Annotated in this window: 17 protein-coding genes; 6 read left to right on the forward strand and 11 right to left on the reverse strand. The window is 59.3% G+C overall.

Annotated elements, in window-relative coordinates; genetic code table 11:
- Nucleotides 1-187: 187 nt before the first annotated feature.
- From GM655_RS06475 to GM655_RS06500, 6 genes are all read right to left on the reverse strand, one after another.
- A complete protein-coding gene (locus GM655_RS06475; protein WP_155433722.1) occupies nucleotides 188-1240 on the reverse strand; it encodes a porin in 1053 nt (350 codons plus the stop codon).
- A 145-nt stretch (nucleotides 1241-1385) separates the two neighbouring features.
- Nucleotides 1386-2468: an isocitrate/isopropylmalate dehydrogenase family protein gene (locus tag GM655_RS06480; protein ID WP_155433723.1), complete on the reverse strand. Its 1083-nt coding sequence runs from the start codon at nucleotides 2466-2468 to the stop codon at nucleotides 1386-1388.
- A gap of 20 nt (nucleotides 2469-2488) precedes the next feature.
- On the reverse strand, nucleotides 2489-2911 hold the full coding sequence (locus GM655_RS06485) for a cupin domain-containing protein (protein WP_155433724.1): 423 nt from the start codon (nucleotides 2909-2911) through the stop codon (nucleotides 2489-2491).
- Between the two features lie 17 nt (nucleotides 2912-2928).
- The gene (locus tag GM655_RS06490) at nucleotides 2929-4299 is read right to left on the reverse strand and encodes an NAD-dependent succinate-semialdehyde dehydrogenase (RefSeq protein WP_155433725.1); all 1371 of its coding nucleotides are present in this window, start codon (nucleotides 4297-4299) and stop codon (nucleotides 2929-2931) included.
- Nucleotides 4300-4334: 35 nt separating this feature from the next.
- Entirely contained in the window at nucleotides 4335-5192 is an 858-nt protein-coding gene (locus GM655_RS06495; protein WP_196308713.1) for an amidohydrolase family protein, read from the reverse strand.
- A 46-nt stretch (nucleotides 5193-5238) separates the two neighbouring features.
- Nucleotides 5239-6549 carry an MFS transporter gene (locus GM655_RS06500; RefSeq protein WP_155433727.1) on the reverse strand — a complete coding sequence of 437 codons (1311 nt, stop codon included), beginning with the start codon at nucleotides 6547-6549 and terminating at the stop codon, nucleotides 5239-5241.
- A gap of 109 nt (nucleotides 6550-6658) precedes the next feature.
- Between GM655_RS06500 and GM655_RS06505 the strand changes: the two genes are divergently transcribed.
- Nucleotides 6659-7666, forward strand: a complete 1008-nt coding sequence (locus GM655_RS06505) for a GntR family transcriptional regulator (RefSeq protein WP_229632394.1) — start codon at nucleotides 6659-6661, stop codon at nucleotides 7664-7666.
- A gap of 137 nt (nucleotides 7667-7803) precedes the next feature.
- Here the strand turns inward: GM655_RS06505 and GM655_RS06510 are convergent, their stop codons facing one another.
- The 4 genes from GM655_RS06510 to GM655_RS06525 form a co-directional block, all read right to left on the reverse strand.
- Nucleotides 7804-8274: a DUF6644 family protein gene (locus GM655_RS06510; RefSeq protein WP_155433728.1), complete on the reverse strand. Its 471-nt coding sequence runs from the start codon at nucleotides 8272-8274 to the stop codon at nucleotides 7804-7806.
- An 8-nt stretch (nucleotides 8275-8282) separates the two neighbouring features.
- Complete coding sequence (locus tag GM655_RS06515; RefSeq protein WP_155433729.1) at nucleotides 8283-8771, reverse strand: DUF6644 family protein; 489 nt, start codon at nucleotides 8769-8771, stop codon at nucleotides 8283-8285.
- 81 nt (nucleotides 8772-8852) lie between these two features.
- Nucleotides 8853-11480 carry a TonB-dependent receptor plug domain-containing protein gene (locus tag GM655_RS06520; RefSeq protein WP_196308714.1) on the reverse strand — a complete coding sequence of 876 codons (2628 nt, stop codon included), beginning with the start codon at nucleotides 11478-11480 and terminating at the stop codon, nucleotides 8853-8855.
- Nucleotides 11481-11715: 235 nt separating this feature from the next.
- A complete protein-coding gene (locus GM655_RS06525) occupies nucleotides 11716-12159 on the reverse strand; it encodes a DUF6152 family protein (RefSeq protein ID WP_155433731.1) in 444 nt (147 codons plus the stop codon).
- A 159-nt stretch (nucleotides 12160-12318) separates the two neighbouring features.
- On the opposite strand from GM655_RS06525, the gene GM655_RS06530 reads away from it, so the two are divergent.
- Both GM655_RS06530 and GM655_RS06535 read left to right on the forward strand, forming a co-directional pair.
- Nucleotides 12319-13302 carry a hypothetical protein gene (locus GM655_RS06530; RefSeq protein WP_155433732.1) on the forward strand — a complete coding sequence of 328 codons (984 nt, stop codon included), beginning with the start codon at nucleotides 12319-12321 and terminating at the stop codon, nucleotides 13300-13302.
- A gap of 155 nt (nucleotides 13303-13457) precedes the next feature.
- Entirely contained in the window at nucleotides 13458-14246 is a 789-nt protein-coding gene (locus GM655_RS06535; RefSeq protein WP_155433733.1) for a hypothetical protein, read from the forward strand.
- 89 nt (nucleotides 14247-14335) lie between these two features.
- Here the strand turns inward: GM655_RS06535 and GM655_RS06540 are convergent, their stop codons facing one another.
- The gene (locus tag GM655_RS06540) at nucleotides 14336-15508 is read right to left on the reverse strand and encodes a sigma-54 interaction domain-containing protein (protein ID WP_155433734.1); all 1173 of its coding nucleotides are present in this window, start codon (nucleotides 15506-15508) and stop codon (nucleotides 14336-14338) included.
- 193 nt (nucleotides 15509-15701) lie between these two features.
- On the opposite strand from GM655_RS06540, the gene GM655_RS06545 reads away from it, so the two are divergent.
- Genes GM655_RS06545 through GM655_RS06555 form a run of 3 tightly spaced genes read left to right on the forward strand, consistent with a single transcriptional unit; the run spans nucleotide 15702 to nucleotide 17314 of the window.
- Nucleotides 15702-16133 (forward strand): rhodanese-like domain-containing protein, encoded by a 432-nt coding sequence (locus GM655_RS06545; RefSeq protein WP_155433735.1) that lies wholly within the window; start codon nucleotides 15702-15704, stop codon nucleotides 16131-16133.
- A gap of 3 nt (nucleotides 16134-16136) precedes the next feature.
- Nucleotides 16137-17060, forward strand: a complete 924-nt coding sequence (gene epsC, locus GM655_RS06550; protein WP_155433736.1) for a serine O-acetyltransferase EpsC — start codon at nucleotides 16137-16139, stop codon at nucleotides 17058-17060.
- The gene (locus GM655_RS06555) at nucleotides 17057-17314 is read left to right on the forward strand and encodes a helix-turn-helix domain-containing protein (RefSeq protein ID WP_155433737.1); all 258 of its coding nucleotides are present in this window, start codon (nucleotides 17057-17059) and stop codon (nucleotides 17312-17314) included. The genes epsC and GM655_RS06555 overlap by 4 nt, the downstream gene beginning before the upstream one ends.
- Nucleotides 17315-17359: the final 45 nt, after the last annotated feature.

Genomic DNA, 17359 nt, shown 5'->3' on the forward strand with positions numbered 1-17359 from the left:
TTACAGGCATTTCATCAGGCTAACCGGCAAGGTGATGACACTGGTGACAATTTAGTTTGCGGCTGCATGTAAAATTCATGGTGATTCAAGATGTGTCTGGCCTGCAAAGCCGTCCATTCCATGAGCACATGGATCAAAGAAGGACGGCGTACTCAAATTGTCGCGCAAATGGGTGGCTTGGTTCGTCTTAGAACGAGAAGCGCATGCCGAGGTCGTATTCGCGATTACCTGAGCCGAAGCGGGTGGTGGTAAAGTTGGTGTTACTTAGGTAGGCAAAGGAGGCGTATAAGGCGGTACGTTTGCTGAGCGCGTACGAATATGCGCCGGCGTACTGGTGCGCACGATATTTATGGCTAGTGGCGCGATCGTTCTTATCGATATACGTGGCCATCAGTGTATGTTTGCCTAGCGGAATAGTTAGCGCGGCGATGCTGTCGCGGCTATCGATGCTGCCGATACCGTGATTGATGGCGTAGCCGAGGCCGGCAATCACTGGGCCGAAGTTGTATTTCGCGATCATCAGCGTATTGTGCGCGCTGTCTGTAGCGGTGGCATTGTTAGTCTGGTTGTAGCCTATGCGAGCAGTAAAATCGCCGCGGCTGTATGTCAGGCTACCGCCGAGTTGGCGCGATGCAGCTGCATTACCGGCGACTTCACCGGCGCCATAGGCCAGTTGTGTGGTCCAGCCTTGCATCTCTTCGGAGATAAACATGACGGTGTTGTTCTGACGTGCGCCCGCTTTGGCACCCGACATCAGCTGACCTGCGGCGCCAGCATACTGGTTGGCCATGGGGTCGATCGTGGTCAGGGTCTGATAGATAGGCACGTACACCCGTCCCATATACAAAGCACCGATATCCTTTTGACGCAGCCCCACGTAGCCCTGACGACCAAACAGCAGTCCGCCCTGATCCATGCCGCCGGTATCGACCAGCATACCGCTTTCGAGCAGGAAGAAGGCTGATGTGCCGCCGCCGAGATCTTCCTCACCTTTGAAGCCGAGCCGGCTGCCATTCGAGACGCCGCTCTCCAGCTTTGTGATACGGCCTTTAGGACCGCCACTTTCGACCACAACAGCGCTGTCGATCAGTCCATAGATCTGGACATTTGATTGCGCGTGTGCTGCGCCGTGATTCGCCAGCATCGCGACGGCGGCGGTCAGTAAGGTGGGGATTCGGTGCTGCTTGGCTGGTGGTGCGTCATGGTAGTCGGACGTACTGGGCTGGTTGAGGGAATGCATGAATGTCTCCTTGTCTGTTATGTATAGTCGAGCGACGCCAACGCGGCTAAGTGCGCCAGCCACGGTGAGCTTGGGTATATCGGGATGTTGTGCCGCTGACAGGGCGGCGTTTAGGCCACCCTGTATTCTGCGTACGCCAGTGCAATCAGGCGGCGCTGGCCTGACGCACCTCGGCGGCGACGGCTGCGCTGAAGGCACGTGTCCCCATGTTGCCGCCAAGGTCGGCGGTACGGGTGGCCGGATTGCGCAGCACGTTATCGACGGCGGTTTCAATCGCATCGCCTGCTCGCTGCAGAGCCGGACGCTGGTGATGCTCGCCCAGCCAGCGCAACAGCATGCCGGCCGACAGGATCATCGAGGTCGGGTTGGCCTTGTCCAGCCCTTGAATGTCCGGTGCCGAGCCGTGCTGGGCCTGAGCGCAGCACTGACAGTCGCCGGCCATGATGGAACCGGCCAGTCCGAGGCTACCCGAGAGTTCGCTGGCCAGATCGCTGAGGATATCGCCATAGAAATTGGTGGTGACCAGTACATCGAAGCGCTCCGGCGTGCGCACCAGATGGGCGGTCGATGCGTCTACCAACAGCTCGTCATAGGCCACTTGTGGGAACTCTTTAGCAACCTGACGTACGGCTTGCAGGAACAAGCCATCCGTCATGTAGAAGCTGTTGGCCTTATGGATAGCCGTCACTTTGCTGCGGCGTTTGAGTGCCAGTTCGAACGAGCGGCGCGCGATGCGTTCGCTGCAGTGGCGGCTGATCTTGCGTACCGACAGTGCCAGATCCGGCGTCGGCATCATTTCGCCCCATCCCAGATGCATGTTGCGGTCCGGGTAGAAGCCTTCTGTCGCTTCGCGCATGATGACGAGATCCATGCTCTTGCCAGCCTTGAGGTTGGAGTCAAGGAAGCTGCGGGTACGAGCCGGACGCACGTTGGCGTATAGGTCGAGTTTGCCGCGGAAGGCCGCCGATACATTGATGCCGCCCGCTTCCGGACGAGGGTAGTCGGCGTGCGAAATGGTGCCCAGCACGATGCCGTCATAGCCGCGCGCACGTTCTAGCACGTCGTCGCGCAGTGTGGTGCCATGCTGCTGCAAGCTGGCGAAACCGATATCTTCCTGATCGAAGCTCAGGCCCAGATCGAAAGCCTGATTGGCGGCGTGCAGGACTTCCACTGCACCAGTGGTGATTTCCGGGCCGATGCCGTCGCCGGGGAGTACGAGAATACGCATGATGGGGTTCCAGTAGTTGGTTATTTCGGGTGATGTTCGAGCGCGATCGGGCGGGTCTCGCCGCTATCGCGCAGGGTACGGGTGGCTTGCGGCGAGGCGTAAGTCCAAAGAATCTTCATAGGTTTGCTATCCGAGATATTGCGAAAGCGGTGCACCACATTCGGTGGAATGAAGGTCGTGTCGAGTACCTGCAAGGGATAGTGCTGGTCATCGATGTCCATGATGGCTTCGCCTTCCAGTAGAACCACGCTTTCCTCGCAGTTATGACTGTGGAATGGGATCGCCGTGCCGGGATCGAATTCCGTGATGCCGGAAATGAAGGTGGTAGCGCCCAGTGCTGGCGATACCAGCGAAACGGTGCGGGCACCGCCGCCACGGTCATGCTGTGGCAGTTCGGCAGGACGCAGCAGTTTGGCATCCGACGGGGTGGTAATGGGATACATGTATGCTCCTCAGGTGTTCAGCGGGCCGGCCCGACCCAGATGGTTTTGGTATTGGTAAATTCACGGGCACCGGCCGCACCCAGTTCGCGCCCATAGCCCGATTGCTTGATGCCGCCAAACGGCAGGCGGGCGTCCGATGCCACCAGGCCGTTGATGAACACCGCGCCGGCTTCGATACGGCGTGCGAGTTGATGGGCGCGTGCGATGTCGCCGCTCCACAGCGCCGCGCCGAGACCGAATTCAGTAGCATTGGCGAGTGCGATAGCCTGCTCGGCATCCTGAACGCGGATCACGGCAGCGACCGGACCAAAGGTTTCTTCGCTCGCTACCGCCATCTGCGGCGTAACGTGATCGAGGATGGTAGGCGGGTAGAAGCAGCCGGCGCCAAACACTGGTGCACCACCGGTCAGTACCTTTGCTCCGGCAGCGACAGAGCGTTCGACCTGGCTGTGCAGATCGTTGACCAGACTAGGGCGTGCCAGCGGACCGATCGTGGTCTGCGGTAGCAGCGGATCGCCCATTACCAGTTCGCGCGTGGCCGCAGTAAACGCGGCGACGAAGGCATCGGCCACGCTGGCTTCAACGATGAAGCGCTTGGACGAGATGCAGCTTTGACCAGTGTTGCCGAAGCGTGCTTTAACGGCCGTTTTGGCCGCGGTGGCAATATCCGCATCGGCTAACACGATGAAGGGATCGGAGCCGCCGAGTTCGAGTACTTGCTTCTTCAGTACGCTACCAGCCTGGGCCGCAACCAGTTTGCCCACGGCGGTGGAACCGGTCAGTGTCACCGCAGCGATGCGCTCATCCTCGATAACAGCTTTAACGCGCCCCGCATCGATCAGCAGTACGCCGACCAGACCAGCAGGAACGCCGGCATCGAGCATCAATTGCTGCAAGGCCAGTGCACACTGGGGCACGTTGTTGGCATGTTTGAGGATGGAACCATTGCCGGCCACCAGTGCCGGAGCCAGGAAGCGGATAAACTGCCAGAACGGGTAGTTCCACGGCATGATGGCCAGCACCACGCCCAGCGGATCATAGGCGATATAGCTGTCACTGGCATTGCTGCTGACGGGCGTGTTGGCCAGATAGTCCGGTCCATGCTGGGCGTAATGATCACAGGTCCAGGCGCATTTCTCGATTTCGCCCTGGGCCTCGGCCAGCGGCTTACCCATTTCCAACGTGATGAGGCGCGCATATTGCTCGCGTCGCTCGCGCAGTAGGCGAGCAATGGCTGGCAGAATGGCGGCGCGACTTGCGATGTCGAGGCTGGCCCAATGGTGCTGGGCTTGGGCGGCGGCGCTCAGTGTCAGCTCGACGTGCGCATCACTGTGCTCGTCATAACGGGCCAGTTCAGCGCCTGTGGCAGGGTTGGTAGAACAGATCATAGTGGGCTTTCGTGAATAGTCGTAGTGAAGGATGATCAGGGGGCGAAGCCGAAGAGGGTCGCCGGGTTGTGGATCAGGATGGCGTCGCGCTGGGCGCCTTGGCGGGCCCATTGCGACAGCAAGCCCAGCGTGCGCGTCGCATCTTCGGCGCGGAAGGCTTCAATCCGCGCAAGGTTGCCATCACGCTGGGCCGAGCTACCGGTATGCGGCCAGTCCGACCCCCACAGCAGGCGATGCGGGGCCGCATTGATTAAGGTACCAGCCAGCTCTGCCACAGATGCGTAATCAGGACCATCGCTGGCCACACGGTAGGGGGCCGACAGCTTGATGTACACGTTGCCGCTGGCTAGTAAATCCAGTAGCGCGGGTAAGGTGCTGGCGCGGCTGGCAGGATTGCTCTTCATTCCGCCGAAATGGTCGAGAATGACGCGGCAGGGTAGGGTGGCCAGCATAGGCGCTAATGCTGCGACGGTTGCGCCGTCCGCGTACAGCTGGATCAACCAGCCGAGAGGCGCGACTTTTTCTGCGGTCTGGCGCAAGGCCGCACTGATGCTGACGGCATCAGCCGATCCGGCTTCGACATTGAGCCTGACGCCACGTACGCCTTGCTGATGCAGACTCTCAAGCTGTAGTGGCGTAGTGCTGTCGGCATCGATCACGGCAATGGCGCGAGCCTGTGCGCAGCCCAGCTGTTGCAGTGCGTCCAGCAGGCAGCGATTATCCGTACCGTAAGGGCTGGGCTGGATCAGCACGACCCGTGCCATGCCCAGCTTTTGCAGGTGCTGCCGGAGCTCCCCGACGCTGGCTGTCGCGGGAGTGTAGCTGCGCGGCAGTGCGTAGGGAAAACGGGCGGGGTCGAACACGTGCACGTGGCTGTCGCAGGCTAGTGTCATATTTGTTCCGTGGTTCATCTTGAGTTCCGTGAAATCGCTTGGTGAATTACTCTTTTTTTACCAGCAGCCAGAGCGTCGAACTGAGTGTGGCAGACAGTACAAGAATGCCGGCCATAGCCCAGATGCCGTAATTGAACGAGCCGGTCGCTTCCTTGAGCACTCCCACCATGTACGGACCAGCGAAGCCGCCCATAGTGCCGATTGAGTTGATGAAAGCCAGTCCGCCAGCAGCGGCCGCCCCGGTCAGGAAGCCGGTCGGTATGGTCCAGAAGATGGCACGCGCTGAACTGATGGCAATCACGGCGATACTGATGCCGGTCATTTCCAGTGCAAAGGAACTGGTCTGGGTGGAGGCGAACAGGCCGATAGCGCCCAGCAGGCAGGCCAGCAACAGATTGCCTATCTTGCGGCCGGAGCGATCCACTACGCGGGCCCAGAGCAGCATGCCGAAGATGGCGCCGATGTAGGGGATGGTCGAGAGAAAACCAACTTCTACGGTGGAGAAACCGCGTCCTTTGAGGATCAACGGCAGCCAGATGCCGATGCCGTAGGAACCCAGTACGAAGCCGAACTGGATGGCAGCCAGCAGCAAGACCCGGCCATCGGTGAGTGCGGCCCATACTGCCTTGCGAGGTTTGTCACGCGGCTCTTCTTCCAGCATGGCGATCAGTTCGCGTCGCTCGTCGTCGCTGAGCCAGTGTGCCTGCTGTGGCGTATCGCGCAGATAGATCAACACGACGATGCCGATCAATGCGGCAGGCAGACCCTGGATGAGGAACATCCATTGCCAGCCGGTGAGGTTGAGGATGCCGTTCATCTGCAGCAGATAAGCTGACATCGGGCCACCAATGACGGACGACAGCGGTACCCCCAGCATGAACAGGGCAAGTACCCGGGTGCGGTAGGCCGCAGGGAACCAGCAAGCCAGCAGATAGGTTACGCCGGGGAAGAAGCCGGCTTCGGCTACCCCTAACAGAAAGCGCAGAATGTAGAACGAGGTCGGCCCCTGCACCAGCGCGGTGGCGGCAGCAGCGATGCCCCAGCTGATCATGATGCGGGCTAGCCAGCGGCGGGCACCATAGCGATACAGTGCCATATTGCTGGGGATTTCGAAGAAACAGTAGCCAGCAAATAAAACGCCGGCACCCCAGCCAAATTCGGTCGCGGTCAGCCCCAGATCCTTGTTCATGGTGATGGCGGCGAAGCCGACGCTGGTGCGGTCTATGTAATTGAAGATGAATGCCAGGATGAGCAGCGGCAGCAGGCGCCAGGCGTTCTTGCGAATGGCACTGCGGCGCACTGCCTCCTTGTCATAAGTGGGCAGCGTCTGCGCTGCCATAGGGGGATTCAGGTGCATCGTGAATTCCTTGTCTCGGTGTTGTGGTTGTGGTCCGTCGGGCTGATTAGCGTATCGGAATGAGTGGTATTTTAGTTGCGTAAAAAACCGCGTCAAATGGTTTTTTTGGTTGTTACAAAACAGCCGCAAATACCATTTTTGTGAATATTTCAGCGTTTTTTTACGGCATTTTCGTTCTCGAAAAACCACTAAATGGTATTATTTTGTTTTAAAAAACCATGGTGAGATTTTGATGGTGCGCCGTATCGCCGACACACTCGTACTGCAGATTAAGCAAATGATTGCTGCCGAAGGCCTTGCGGCCGGGACCCGACTAAGCGAGCGCGCTCTGGCTGAGCGCTTCCGTGTCTCGCGTACGCCGGTGCGCGAAGCGATACAGCGACTGGTGCGCGAAGGTCTGCTGGCGACCAGTGAAGATGGTGCCCATAGAATATCGAGTGCTGGCGCCATGCTGGTGCAGTCGGGCGAAAAGCAGCTTGCGCCACCGGACCCGCTCGAGCAGGCCTATTTTGCGATTGCCGAAGACAGGTTGGCAGGACAATTGCCGGAACGGGTGACGGAGAACGAATTTGCGCGGCGGTATGACATCAGCCGAGCGCAATTGGCTGCGGTCTTGCGCCGCATGGCGCAGGAGGGATGGATAGAACGTCTACCCGGTCATGGCTGGCGCTTTACCCCTATCCTGACGTCAGCGGCAACTTATGATCAGGGCTACCGCTTTCGTATCCTGATCGAAGCGGCTGGCATACTGGAGCCGACATTCAGTCTGAACCGTGCTGCACTGGAACGTTGCGAGCAGCAGCAGCGCATGCTGCTGGAGCGGATTAATGAAGTTTCTGCGGCCGATATCTTTAATGCTAATACGCAGTTACACGAAGCCATTGCAGAATGCTCGGGCAACGTTTTCTTTATCGATTCGCTCAAGCGGCTCAATAGCCTGCGCCGCTTGATGGAATATCGTAAGACGTTTAACCGCGAAGCCAGTGCACGTCGCTGCCGCGAGCACCTGAGCCTGATCGAGTTGCTACTGACAGGGCAGCAGGAGGCTGCGGCAGACTTTATCCGCTTGCACTTGAGGGATGCCGCGCGTGAAAAATCGGCGCGCATAGATAGCTAGATCTTATAGTTGGCAGGACCAGTCAAGCACTTTGAATCGCTATGAGTTCGGAAGCCTCGCGTGCCAAATGGCAAGGCGTGAATGGGGGGCGGCGAGCCGTTATAAAACTGGCGCCGATGGTAGCGGCTTAAGCCGCTTCAGACCAAACCTATCAGGCGCCCCAAAACAATGGTGGCAAACCAGACTAGCAGGGTCAGCGCTGCAATCGCGCGGGCAGGTTGTGCATCGGCTTGGGCTCTGAGCAGCAGCCACACTTGAATTAGACTGAGCGCGATCAACAGGACCAGCTTGGTACGGAAGACGGGGTTAGCCCAGAATTTCAATACGTCGGCAATGAACAGCCACAAGCCGCTGAGCAGGGCGATGCTGAGACCAGCGAGCAGGTAAGGCTGCAGGTTTCTGGCGATCTGTGCTGGCTGACTGGCGCGCAAGCCTAAGCCAATCAGCCGCAGGTTCAGTATCAGTGACGTGCCGAAAGCGAGCGCAAGACCAAGTAGATGGATGGTCATGAACGTTGCAAAGGTCCACGGATCGGCCTCATTAAAGCTGTGGGCGAGCGACGATTTAGCCAGCCAGTCGATGGCAGCAGGGTGAGTGGTCAGCGACATGGGGTTCCTCAGATGTAGAATGCGATCAGCCGGCCCGCAATCAGGATTCCGGCCCATAAGATGAGCGAAGACGCTCCGGCGAAGCGGGCTTGCCACGGCAGTGTGGCACTGCTGCTCCATTCCGCATGGCGCGAGAAGTTGTAGTGCCAGTAGCCGATATTCGCGGCGGCAAGCAGCAGCAAGGCGAGTTTGGCCTGTAATAAGGGGTTGAGCCAGATCTTGCCAGCCTGCGGCAGGAACAGGCCGATACCGGTCGGGAATACCAGCAGCGCACCGGTGATGGTAAGCGGCAGAATCTGACGCTGCAGCACATCGAGGCCAACGTCGGAAAACACCACACCCAGCAAACGCAAGTCGACTACGGCAATGCTGCCTGCTAGTAGCAGCACGCCGACGATGTGGATCACGTCGAGTGCGGAAAATAGATTCAGTGACTCGCCGATAATGAGGCTGACAGGTAGGGCAGCTACTTCATTGAAAAACTCGCCTAATGGCATGTGAACTCCTGGACTGTGAATGCGTGCAACTGGCCGGCGTGATACGTGCCGGCCAGCCACCTTTTGCCGTGATAGACGCGCTTAGAACTTGTAATTGAGCGTCGCGACATACTGGCTGCCAATATCGGCACCGAGCGGTCCGCTGGTATCGAAGGCATACTGGTACTGGGCTTTCGAGGCGTTGGTGCGCGAAATATCCGGCACGCGGCGGGCACCCTGGTTGAAGAGGTTGGCGACAGAGAACTTGGCATCAAACCCATTGCCGAGATTCCAGCCTAGCGTCACATCTGTGGTCCACAGCTTGCCCGCATCCCATTCACCGCTGGTCGGCAGGCCCTGCGCGGCATTGTCGGCATTGGTCCAGAAGCGGCGTACCTTGCCGATGCGGGTTTCACGCACATCGATCGAATATGCCCCGCGCTTGTAGGCAATATCGAGCACCTGTTTGTCGCGCGGCGCCAGATACAGGGTGTTCTGCTGATTGGTCAGCGATAGCGTGGAGATATTCGGCAATCCCTGCAGTTTGGCCGGCACACCGGAGAGGCGGGTAAATGCGCTGGAATTGAAATTCGCTGCGAAGTTCCACTTCAACACGCCCGTGCCCAGCTTTTGCTTGCCATCCAGCGTCAGATCGACACCCCGGCTACGTACATCGCCCACGTCGGTGAAGTAGTGCGCAGTCAGGCCGTTGCCGGGTTGGGGGATCGCCAGTCCTGCGGCGGTAAAGTAACTTTGCAGGATGGCCAACTGGGACGGACTGAGCACGGCACCAGTGGCATCGCGGAACTGGCCGTCGCTGTTGGTGCGGTCCAGACCCACGTTGGCAGAGGTGCCCAGCGTATGCTGGACTTCGGTCTGATAGAAGTCGATAGCGTAGTTGAACTGCGTCGCGACATCACCGGTAACGCCCAGCGTAAAGCCTTTGGCCTTTTCGGGTGCCAGCGGAACTGCGCCCAGTGCCTGTCCTGCTGCCGAATCCGGCCGTACCAGCGATGAGATCAGGCCATTCGGGCGTCCGGAAGTGTTGCTGAACGAGACAGTCTGCAATGCCGGTGCGTGGAAGCCGTTGCTGGCAGTGCCGCGCAGGGCGAAGGCAGGGCTGAAATCGTAGCGGGTGGAGAGCTTGCCGATCAGGCCGCTGCTGCCGAAGTCGGAATAGTGTTCGCCGCGCAGGCCGGCATCGACAAACCACGCGTCGGTCACGTTGCTGCCGGCACCGGCATACGCGGAATAGCTATGGCGTTTGGTGTCCGCAGCGTCGCGCGGCAGATAGCCGGGCAGCGACTGGGCGCCGCCGCTACCAGCGCCGCCATCGCCGGGGATTACGCCCAGATAGGCATTCGGCTCGCCCGGCTTGAGCTGGCTATGTTCCTGACTGTATTCGAGGCCCAGCGACAGGTTGAGCGGCTTGGCGGTCCAGCTGGTCGCCACGCTGCGGGTCAGGTCCAGCGTATTGGTCCACAGCGAATAGCCGTTCTGGCCGATGTAGAAATCCGTCTGGCCGGACGAGGCAGGTAATGCATAGTTGGCCGAGTGCACGGTATAGACATCCACCTTGTCACGTCCATAATTGCTGCTCAAGTCCCAGTTCCAGCCGGCCAAGTTGCCGCGCAGTCCGGCGACTAGCTGCGCTTCGTGATCGGACGTGGATTCCTGCGGCGTATAGCCGTCTGGGTAGTAGCCGAACCAGCCGTTGTTACGGGCCAGAGTATTGCTGTAGATAGCGTACGGACTGCGGAAGTTCTGTGCCGAGTAGGCGCGTCTATCCGTGTAGGTGGCGAAGCTGTAGGCGCTCAGATCGCCACCGAGATCATATTCGGCGTTATAGCCGACGCTGCTGGTACGTACATCCAGTTTCTGGCCGCTATTCTTCCACGGTGCGTTGTCGCGCGTAGCCTCCTTGGGGTTGATGCTGGCACCAGCCGGCAGGGAATTGTTCGGTCCCAGCGAGGTGGAAAGCGTGCTGTCGGCCTTGATGGCGGGGTAATACAGATAGCTGGTATTGAGTGGCGAACTACGTACCGCCGGCTTCTGTTTGCTTAGCTGGGCGAACAGGCTGACAAAGCCGCGGTCGTCGAGCGCAAAGCCCTTATCGGCCGTAAAGCTGCGGTTGTCGCCATCGCCTTTGCTGGTGGCGCCAGCTTTGACGGACAGGTTGCCACCCTGGGCGTTGCGTTTGAGGATGACGTTGACGGTGCCGGCAATGGCGGCCGAGCCATACAGTGCGGAAGCGCCATCGCGCAGCACCTCTACGTGATCAATTGCACTGATGGGTATCAGTCCCAGATCGACCGCGGCGGAGCCGGCGAAACCGTTCTCGCTGACCACTGCGGTGGTATTACGGCGTTTGCCGTTGATCAGCACCAGCGTATAGGAAGGCGAGAGGTTGCGCTGCTGTACACCCAGCACAATACTGCCCAGATCGGGCTGGGGCGACTGCCCCGGCAAACTAAACGAAGGAATCAGCGTGGTCAGCGCACCGAGCAGATTGCTGGCGCCGCTGTTGGCCAGATCTTCCTGCGTCAGCACATCGATGGGCGAGGCACTGTTTTCGACCGTGCGTCCGCCCGCGCGCGAGCCGGTCACGACGACCACGCTGGCAGCATCGCTAACGTCGGCGGCCTGAGCAGGTGCAATCAGGGCGCAAGACACGGCGAGCGCCAGCGTATTGAACGGAAGGTTGGGGTGCTTGCTCTTGTTTGAACTCATCTCGGTGTTTTCCATTGCTAGTTGGTCGAAAACCCGATTCTGTCCGCTGCGCTATTTGATGTCGAAGAATAAATCAGCAGAATGATATGAGGTGCTGCCGCTTAAGCTAATTACAATTCTGGTGATCCTGTCAGTTCGAACCGATCCTTATATTCATTGAGCTACTTGCATAGCAGACGAAAAAAAGGCCGGCATAGTTGTATGCTGGCCCGTGCTGGATTTCCATTCTCTCCGATTAGCTGCTGGCATCCTTCTGCGCTTCGGCCGGCTTGATGTCGCCGGGGCCGCCATCACCTTCGGTACCGCCATTGATAACGCGGCCATCCGGCAACGTGACGATGCGACCATCGATCAGACGCACGCCGGGCTTCTTGACCAGATAGCCGTCGACGACGAGCGTGTCGCCAATTTTCACATCGCCTTTTTTGAAACCGCGGCGTGACAGTGCTCCCGGTCCTGCACCTTCTACGGCCCAGTTGTAGGTCACGCCTTTGCTGTCGACCACGTCGAGGTAGAAATAGCTGTGCGGATTGGTCCAGTCCACCTTGGTCAGCGTGCCTTTCAGGCGGATCGGTTTGCTGGCATCGAACAGTGCGGCAAACGAATGGTGGGCCCATGTCACGGGACTGATGGTGAGGGCTGCTAGCAGCAGTGCTGTACACGAAATTTTTTTCTTCATGAGATCTCCAATAGCGGTAAGTGCGAGCACAGCTTACATGCAAAAAGCACGCTGACCAAACGCGCACTTATGATATGGATATGCAATAAACTTATTGGACGCAGGACAGGCTAGCTGGCAAATTGGGCGCTTCTTCAATCAGCCCAGCAAGAGGAGGCTATGTCCTTACAATTCAAACCAAGCCATATGGCTGCTGGCTTCGTTCTATCTGCCATGGCTGTTACTGGCAGTGCGCAATATCGCGACGAAGCTAAGCCGGATGGCATTAGCAGTCAGTCCCTGTCGATCTGGCTGGGGACGGAATATGCGGGGCAGCCCGCCGCCACGCCACGCGATACGAAAGGCAAACCTATCCTCAACGGTTACTGGAAACTGCTGCACGAGGCTGGCAAACCGGACGGCAATCTGGCCAAAGATCTGGCGCAATTCCAGCTGCCGTACACTGCGGCCGGTAAAGCTGCGCTGGCGGCTAATTTCAAAGTGGTTGATCCGGAAGCGCGCTGCATCATTACCGGCATCCCGCGGGCACTGACTGCCGTGCTGCCGTTCGAAATTCAGCATAACGGCGTGCGCTTTGCCACGTTTCACCAACTGGGCTGGCATCGCTTAGCCTGGCTGGACGGACGCAAGACTCCGGCTGATCCCGATCCCCGCTACAGCGGCAACGGCATCGGCAAGTGGGAGGGCGATACGCTGGTGATTCGCTCCAACGGTTTCAAGGACAGTGCAGATGGCCGCATCTGGGCCGATGATAATGCCAATCCTATCAGCAGTACTGCGGTGGTCATCGAGCGCTGGACGCGCCCTGATTATCACCATCTGCATCTGGAACTCACCCTGACTGATCCCAAGTACTACAGCAAACCCATCAAGTACACGCGCCGCTTCGTGCTGGCACCGCAAGGCGAACAGCTCAAAGAATTTTCCTGCGAATGGAATACCCACTGGGTGACCACCCATCTACAGCCGGGCCCGGGCCCGATTGGTCCGGATGGCAATCGTTACTACGGTCCGGACCAGCAGCTGGTGCCGGACTGGCCGCTGGGCGCTGTAGAAGATGATGGGCGCGGCACGGGCTACTGGCTGTACCGCAAAAACAAACCTAAGCCGTCGGACCTGCCCCCTAAACCGGAGGCCAAGTGAATCGTATGACTATGCTGATCAAATCTGAGACTATCGCACGCAGCGCTATGCTTGTAGCGCTGCTATCCACATGCGCCGGTGCTAGCTGGGCGCAAGACCGTGCTGCGGCGACCCGCGCGCCGGCGCAGGCAGAAAATGCTGATGCAGAGACGGAAATGTTCCGTCCATTGATCTATAACGGCCCGCCGCTGCCGGCACCGCGTCTGCTCGACGGCAAGCCGGATCTCAGCGGTTTCTGGCAGGGCGTGCGCGAGAAAGGTGTGCCGGGCGGGAATCACGGCAAGGACCAGCCCGGCTTCATTCTGCCGCTCACAGAGAAAGGCAAGCGCGCCATGATCTATGCGCAGAACCACACGCCTGATCCGGAAGCGGTATGTATCAATGGCGGCATCCCGCGCCACAATAGCAGCGGCCTGCCGTTCGAAGTGCTGCATACGACGGATCGCTTTGCCACGCTGTACCACTACACCACGCACCGTTCGGCCAGTGTAGCCGAGCGGCGCGCGCTGCCGCCTAAGGAACAGACCAGCAAGACCTATTTCGGCACCAATGTGGCCTACTGGGACGGCGATACGCTGGTGGTGGAAACCACCGGCTTGCGTGATTCTTCTTTCGAGAAGATCTGGCTCGATGAAAACGGTAACCCGACCAGTGACCAGACCCAAGTGATCGAACGCTGGTCGCGTCCTGACTATCACCATCTGCAGCTGGAAGAAACGGTGATCGATCCGAAGTATTATCGGGAACCGTTCAAATTTACCCGCAAGTGGAATTATGGTGGCGATGGTCGCGGTGTGGGCGAATATTCGTGCAACGAAAATAATGTCGAGCGCGAGCACATTGGCCCCGGTGCTGGCGTGATCGGGCCAAATGGCAACCGTGGCTTCGGCTATGACGCGCCGTTACCGAAGACACCGCCAAGTCCCGCTGCCTACGGCTTCTGATGCATCAATGCGGGGGATCAGCCAGGCTGATTCCCCGCTCTCTTAGCTAGGCTAGATGATGACGTCCGGATGGACTGGCGAGGAGGGGCTTAGTCGATGACCTGTGCGCGCTTGAGGTAAGTACGCAACACGTTACGGCTAAGGCTCAGGCGCTTGGCCGTGCGTACCTGATTGCGCTGGCAGTGTTCCCACGCTGCCACGATTAACTGCTGCTGCAGTTCCTCAAAATGGATGGACTGATCAGACTGCAGCAAATGATTCCATACTTTTTGCAGCATGGCCGCGTCGTCGTGCGCGTCGAGTAGCGTATCTGCTGCCGTTTCCGCCGCAAGCGTAATCGCCGGCTGGCTCGGTGGGCTGGGCTGACTCGGTGCAGCATTGTGCCAGCCCGGCAGATTCAGTTCGGTGGGCGTGATGAAACCGGCTCGGCTGAGCAGCACAGCGCGGTGGATAATGTTTTCCAGTTCGCGGATGTTGCCCGGCCAAGGGTACGCCAGCAAAGCCCGCTCGGCATCGGCCGTCAGGCGTACTTCCTCCACTTGCAGGCGGCGTGCGTAGGTAGTCAGGAAGTGCTGCGCCAGCGGCAATACATCGCCAGTACGTTCGCGCAAGGGCAGTACGGGCAGCGAGATTACTTGAAGCCGGTAATACAGATCTTCGCGGAAGCGGCCGGCGCGCACTGCTTCCGATAAGTCGATATTGGTAGCGGCAATCAGGCGCACATCGATCGGGATAGATTTGCGGGCGCCCAGTCGCACCACCTCGCGTTCCTGCAGTACACGCAGCAGCTTGACCTGCATGGCCAGCGGCAGGTCGCCGACTTCATCAAGGAACAGGGTGCCGCCGTTGGCGGTTTCAAACCAGCCCGCTTTGCCTTGCAGTGCGCCGGTGAAGGCGCCCCGTTCATAGCCGAACAGTTCGCTTTCTATCAGCGTCTCCGAAAAGGCGCCGCAGTTGATGGCGACAAATTGCGCATTGCGGCGATTGCTCATCGCATGGACGTGGCGCGCCACCAGTTCCTTGCCTGTACCCGTTTCGCCGGTAATCAGGACAGTGGCCTCACTGGGCGCGATACGTGCAATCACGTCGCGTAGCGCACGCGAACGGGGATCGGCAAACACAAACGCGGTAGCGCGGATAATCAGGCTGAGCTGGGTAGCGTCTCGGAAGGCGATCAGTGGCTGTTCATCGGCGTCTGCGCCTTTGGCCAGATTGGCGCCACGGATAAAGTCGCTCCGGAAATTGTGTGCAAGTAGTTCCATGGCAAGGACTATATCGGCAGTTCCTACCTACATGAACGAATTATGCCAAGCATGCTTATCCGGAATTGGTATAAGGACCCTGTCTATACGCCTTATGTGTTTTTCACCTTTGAGCAGTCGATTTTATTCGTTTTGTCCCGCGCATTGCGATCGTATGCTGACGTCTATCGCCATCATGTGACAAAGGTTGAATATGTCGGAAGTCGTTGTTGAAATACCTGAAGAGTTAGTGCAAGCCAGTGCCGGTGTGCCACCGGCCATCGCCTGGCAGTTGTTCTCGCAAGGGCGGGCATTGCTGGTGGATGTGCGTACTACCGAAGAGCGCAAATTTGTCGGCCACGTGCCCGATACACTGCATGTGGCGTGGGCCACCGGCACAGCACTGACGCGCAATCCTCGCTTTGTGCGCGAGCTCGAAGCCAAGGTGGGGGGCAAGGCCGCGGTGGTTCTGCTACTGTGCCGCAGTGGCAAGCGCTCTGCGCTGGCGGCCGAAGCGGCAACTAAGGCGGGCTTTACGGCGGTCTTCAATGTGCTGGAAGGCTTCGAAGGCGAGATTAATGGGCTGCAGCAGCGCGGCAAATCGGATGGCTGGCGCTACCACGGTCTGCCATGGGTGCAGGATTAAACCATGACGACCTTCGATATTACCGGCATCGTGCAATCGCTGCACGATGCGCGCCATAGCTGGCGCCGTATTCAGAGCCGCAGCAGCGAGGCAGGCAACCGCGAATTCCCGTCGCGTAATGCGCTGGCGGCCATCATCGAGAACCTCAAGGGTGTGCTGTTCCCTATGCGCTTAGGGCCACCGGACCTGCGGCAGGAAAGCGAGAACTTCCATGTCGCGCATACGCTAGACGCGGCGCTGCATGCCTTACTTAAGCAAGTGCGGCGCGAACTGTCCTACAACGCCAGTCTGCAGTTGGGCGAGCGCAGCGACATCGATACCGACGCGCTGACGGCGGTGCGCAGCTTCGCCGCCGCCTTGCCCGCCATCCGCACTCTGCTCGATAGCGATGTACTGGCAGCCTATCAGGGCGATCCGGCCGCGCGCAGCGTGGATGAAGTGCTGCTGTGCTATCCGGGCGTGCTGGCCATGATCCACTACCGCCTTGCTAATAAGTTGTATCAATTAGGGTTGCCGCTACTGGCGCGCATCGTGGCCGAGCTGGCACACAGTGCTACCGGCATCGATATCCACCCCGGTGCGCGCATCGGTGCAGGCTTCTTCATTGATCACGGCACGGGCGTGGTGATCGGCGAGACGGCCGTCATCGGCGAGCGTGTGCGTGTCTATCAGGCCGTGACACTGGGCGCCAAGCGCTTTCCGGCTGAAGGCGACGGCACTTTGCAGAAGGGTCTGCCGCGCCATCCGGTAGTGGAAGACGACGTGGTGATCTATGCCGGCGCCACCATTCTCGGCCGCATCACCATCGGCAAGGGCGCCGTAATCGGCGGGAATGTCTGGCTGACGCATGACGTGCCAGCCGGTGGGCGAGTGGCGCAGGCCGAGTCGCGCGAAGGCGCGCTGGCGAATGGCATAGGTTCCGCATGAGTACCTCGAACGGCATAGCCTGCGCACTGGTCGGCAGTTTTGGCCGCGCCGTGCGCCAGCTGCGCGAGGCGCAGGGCTGGTCGCAGGAGCGGCTGGCCGAGAATTCCAATCTGAATCGCTCGTATATCGGCGAGATCGAACGGGGCGTAGTGGTGGCATCGCTGCTGACGGTGGAGAAGCTGGCCACTGCGCTCAAGGTGACGCCCGCTGCGCTACTGGAACAGGGTGGTAAGCAGGGCGCAGGCAGGCCCTGATGGCTATAGCATGTTGAGGCGTCTAGGCCAGCGCCGCACACTAAT

The sequence above is a fragment of the Pseudoduganella danionis genome, assembly GCF_009720775.1.
Classification (GTDB): domain Bacteria; phylum Pseudomonadota; class Gammaproteobacteria; order Burkholderiales; family Burkholderiaceae_D; genus Rugamonas; species Rugamonas danionis.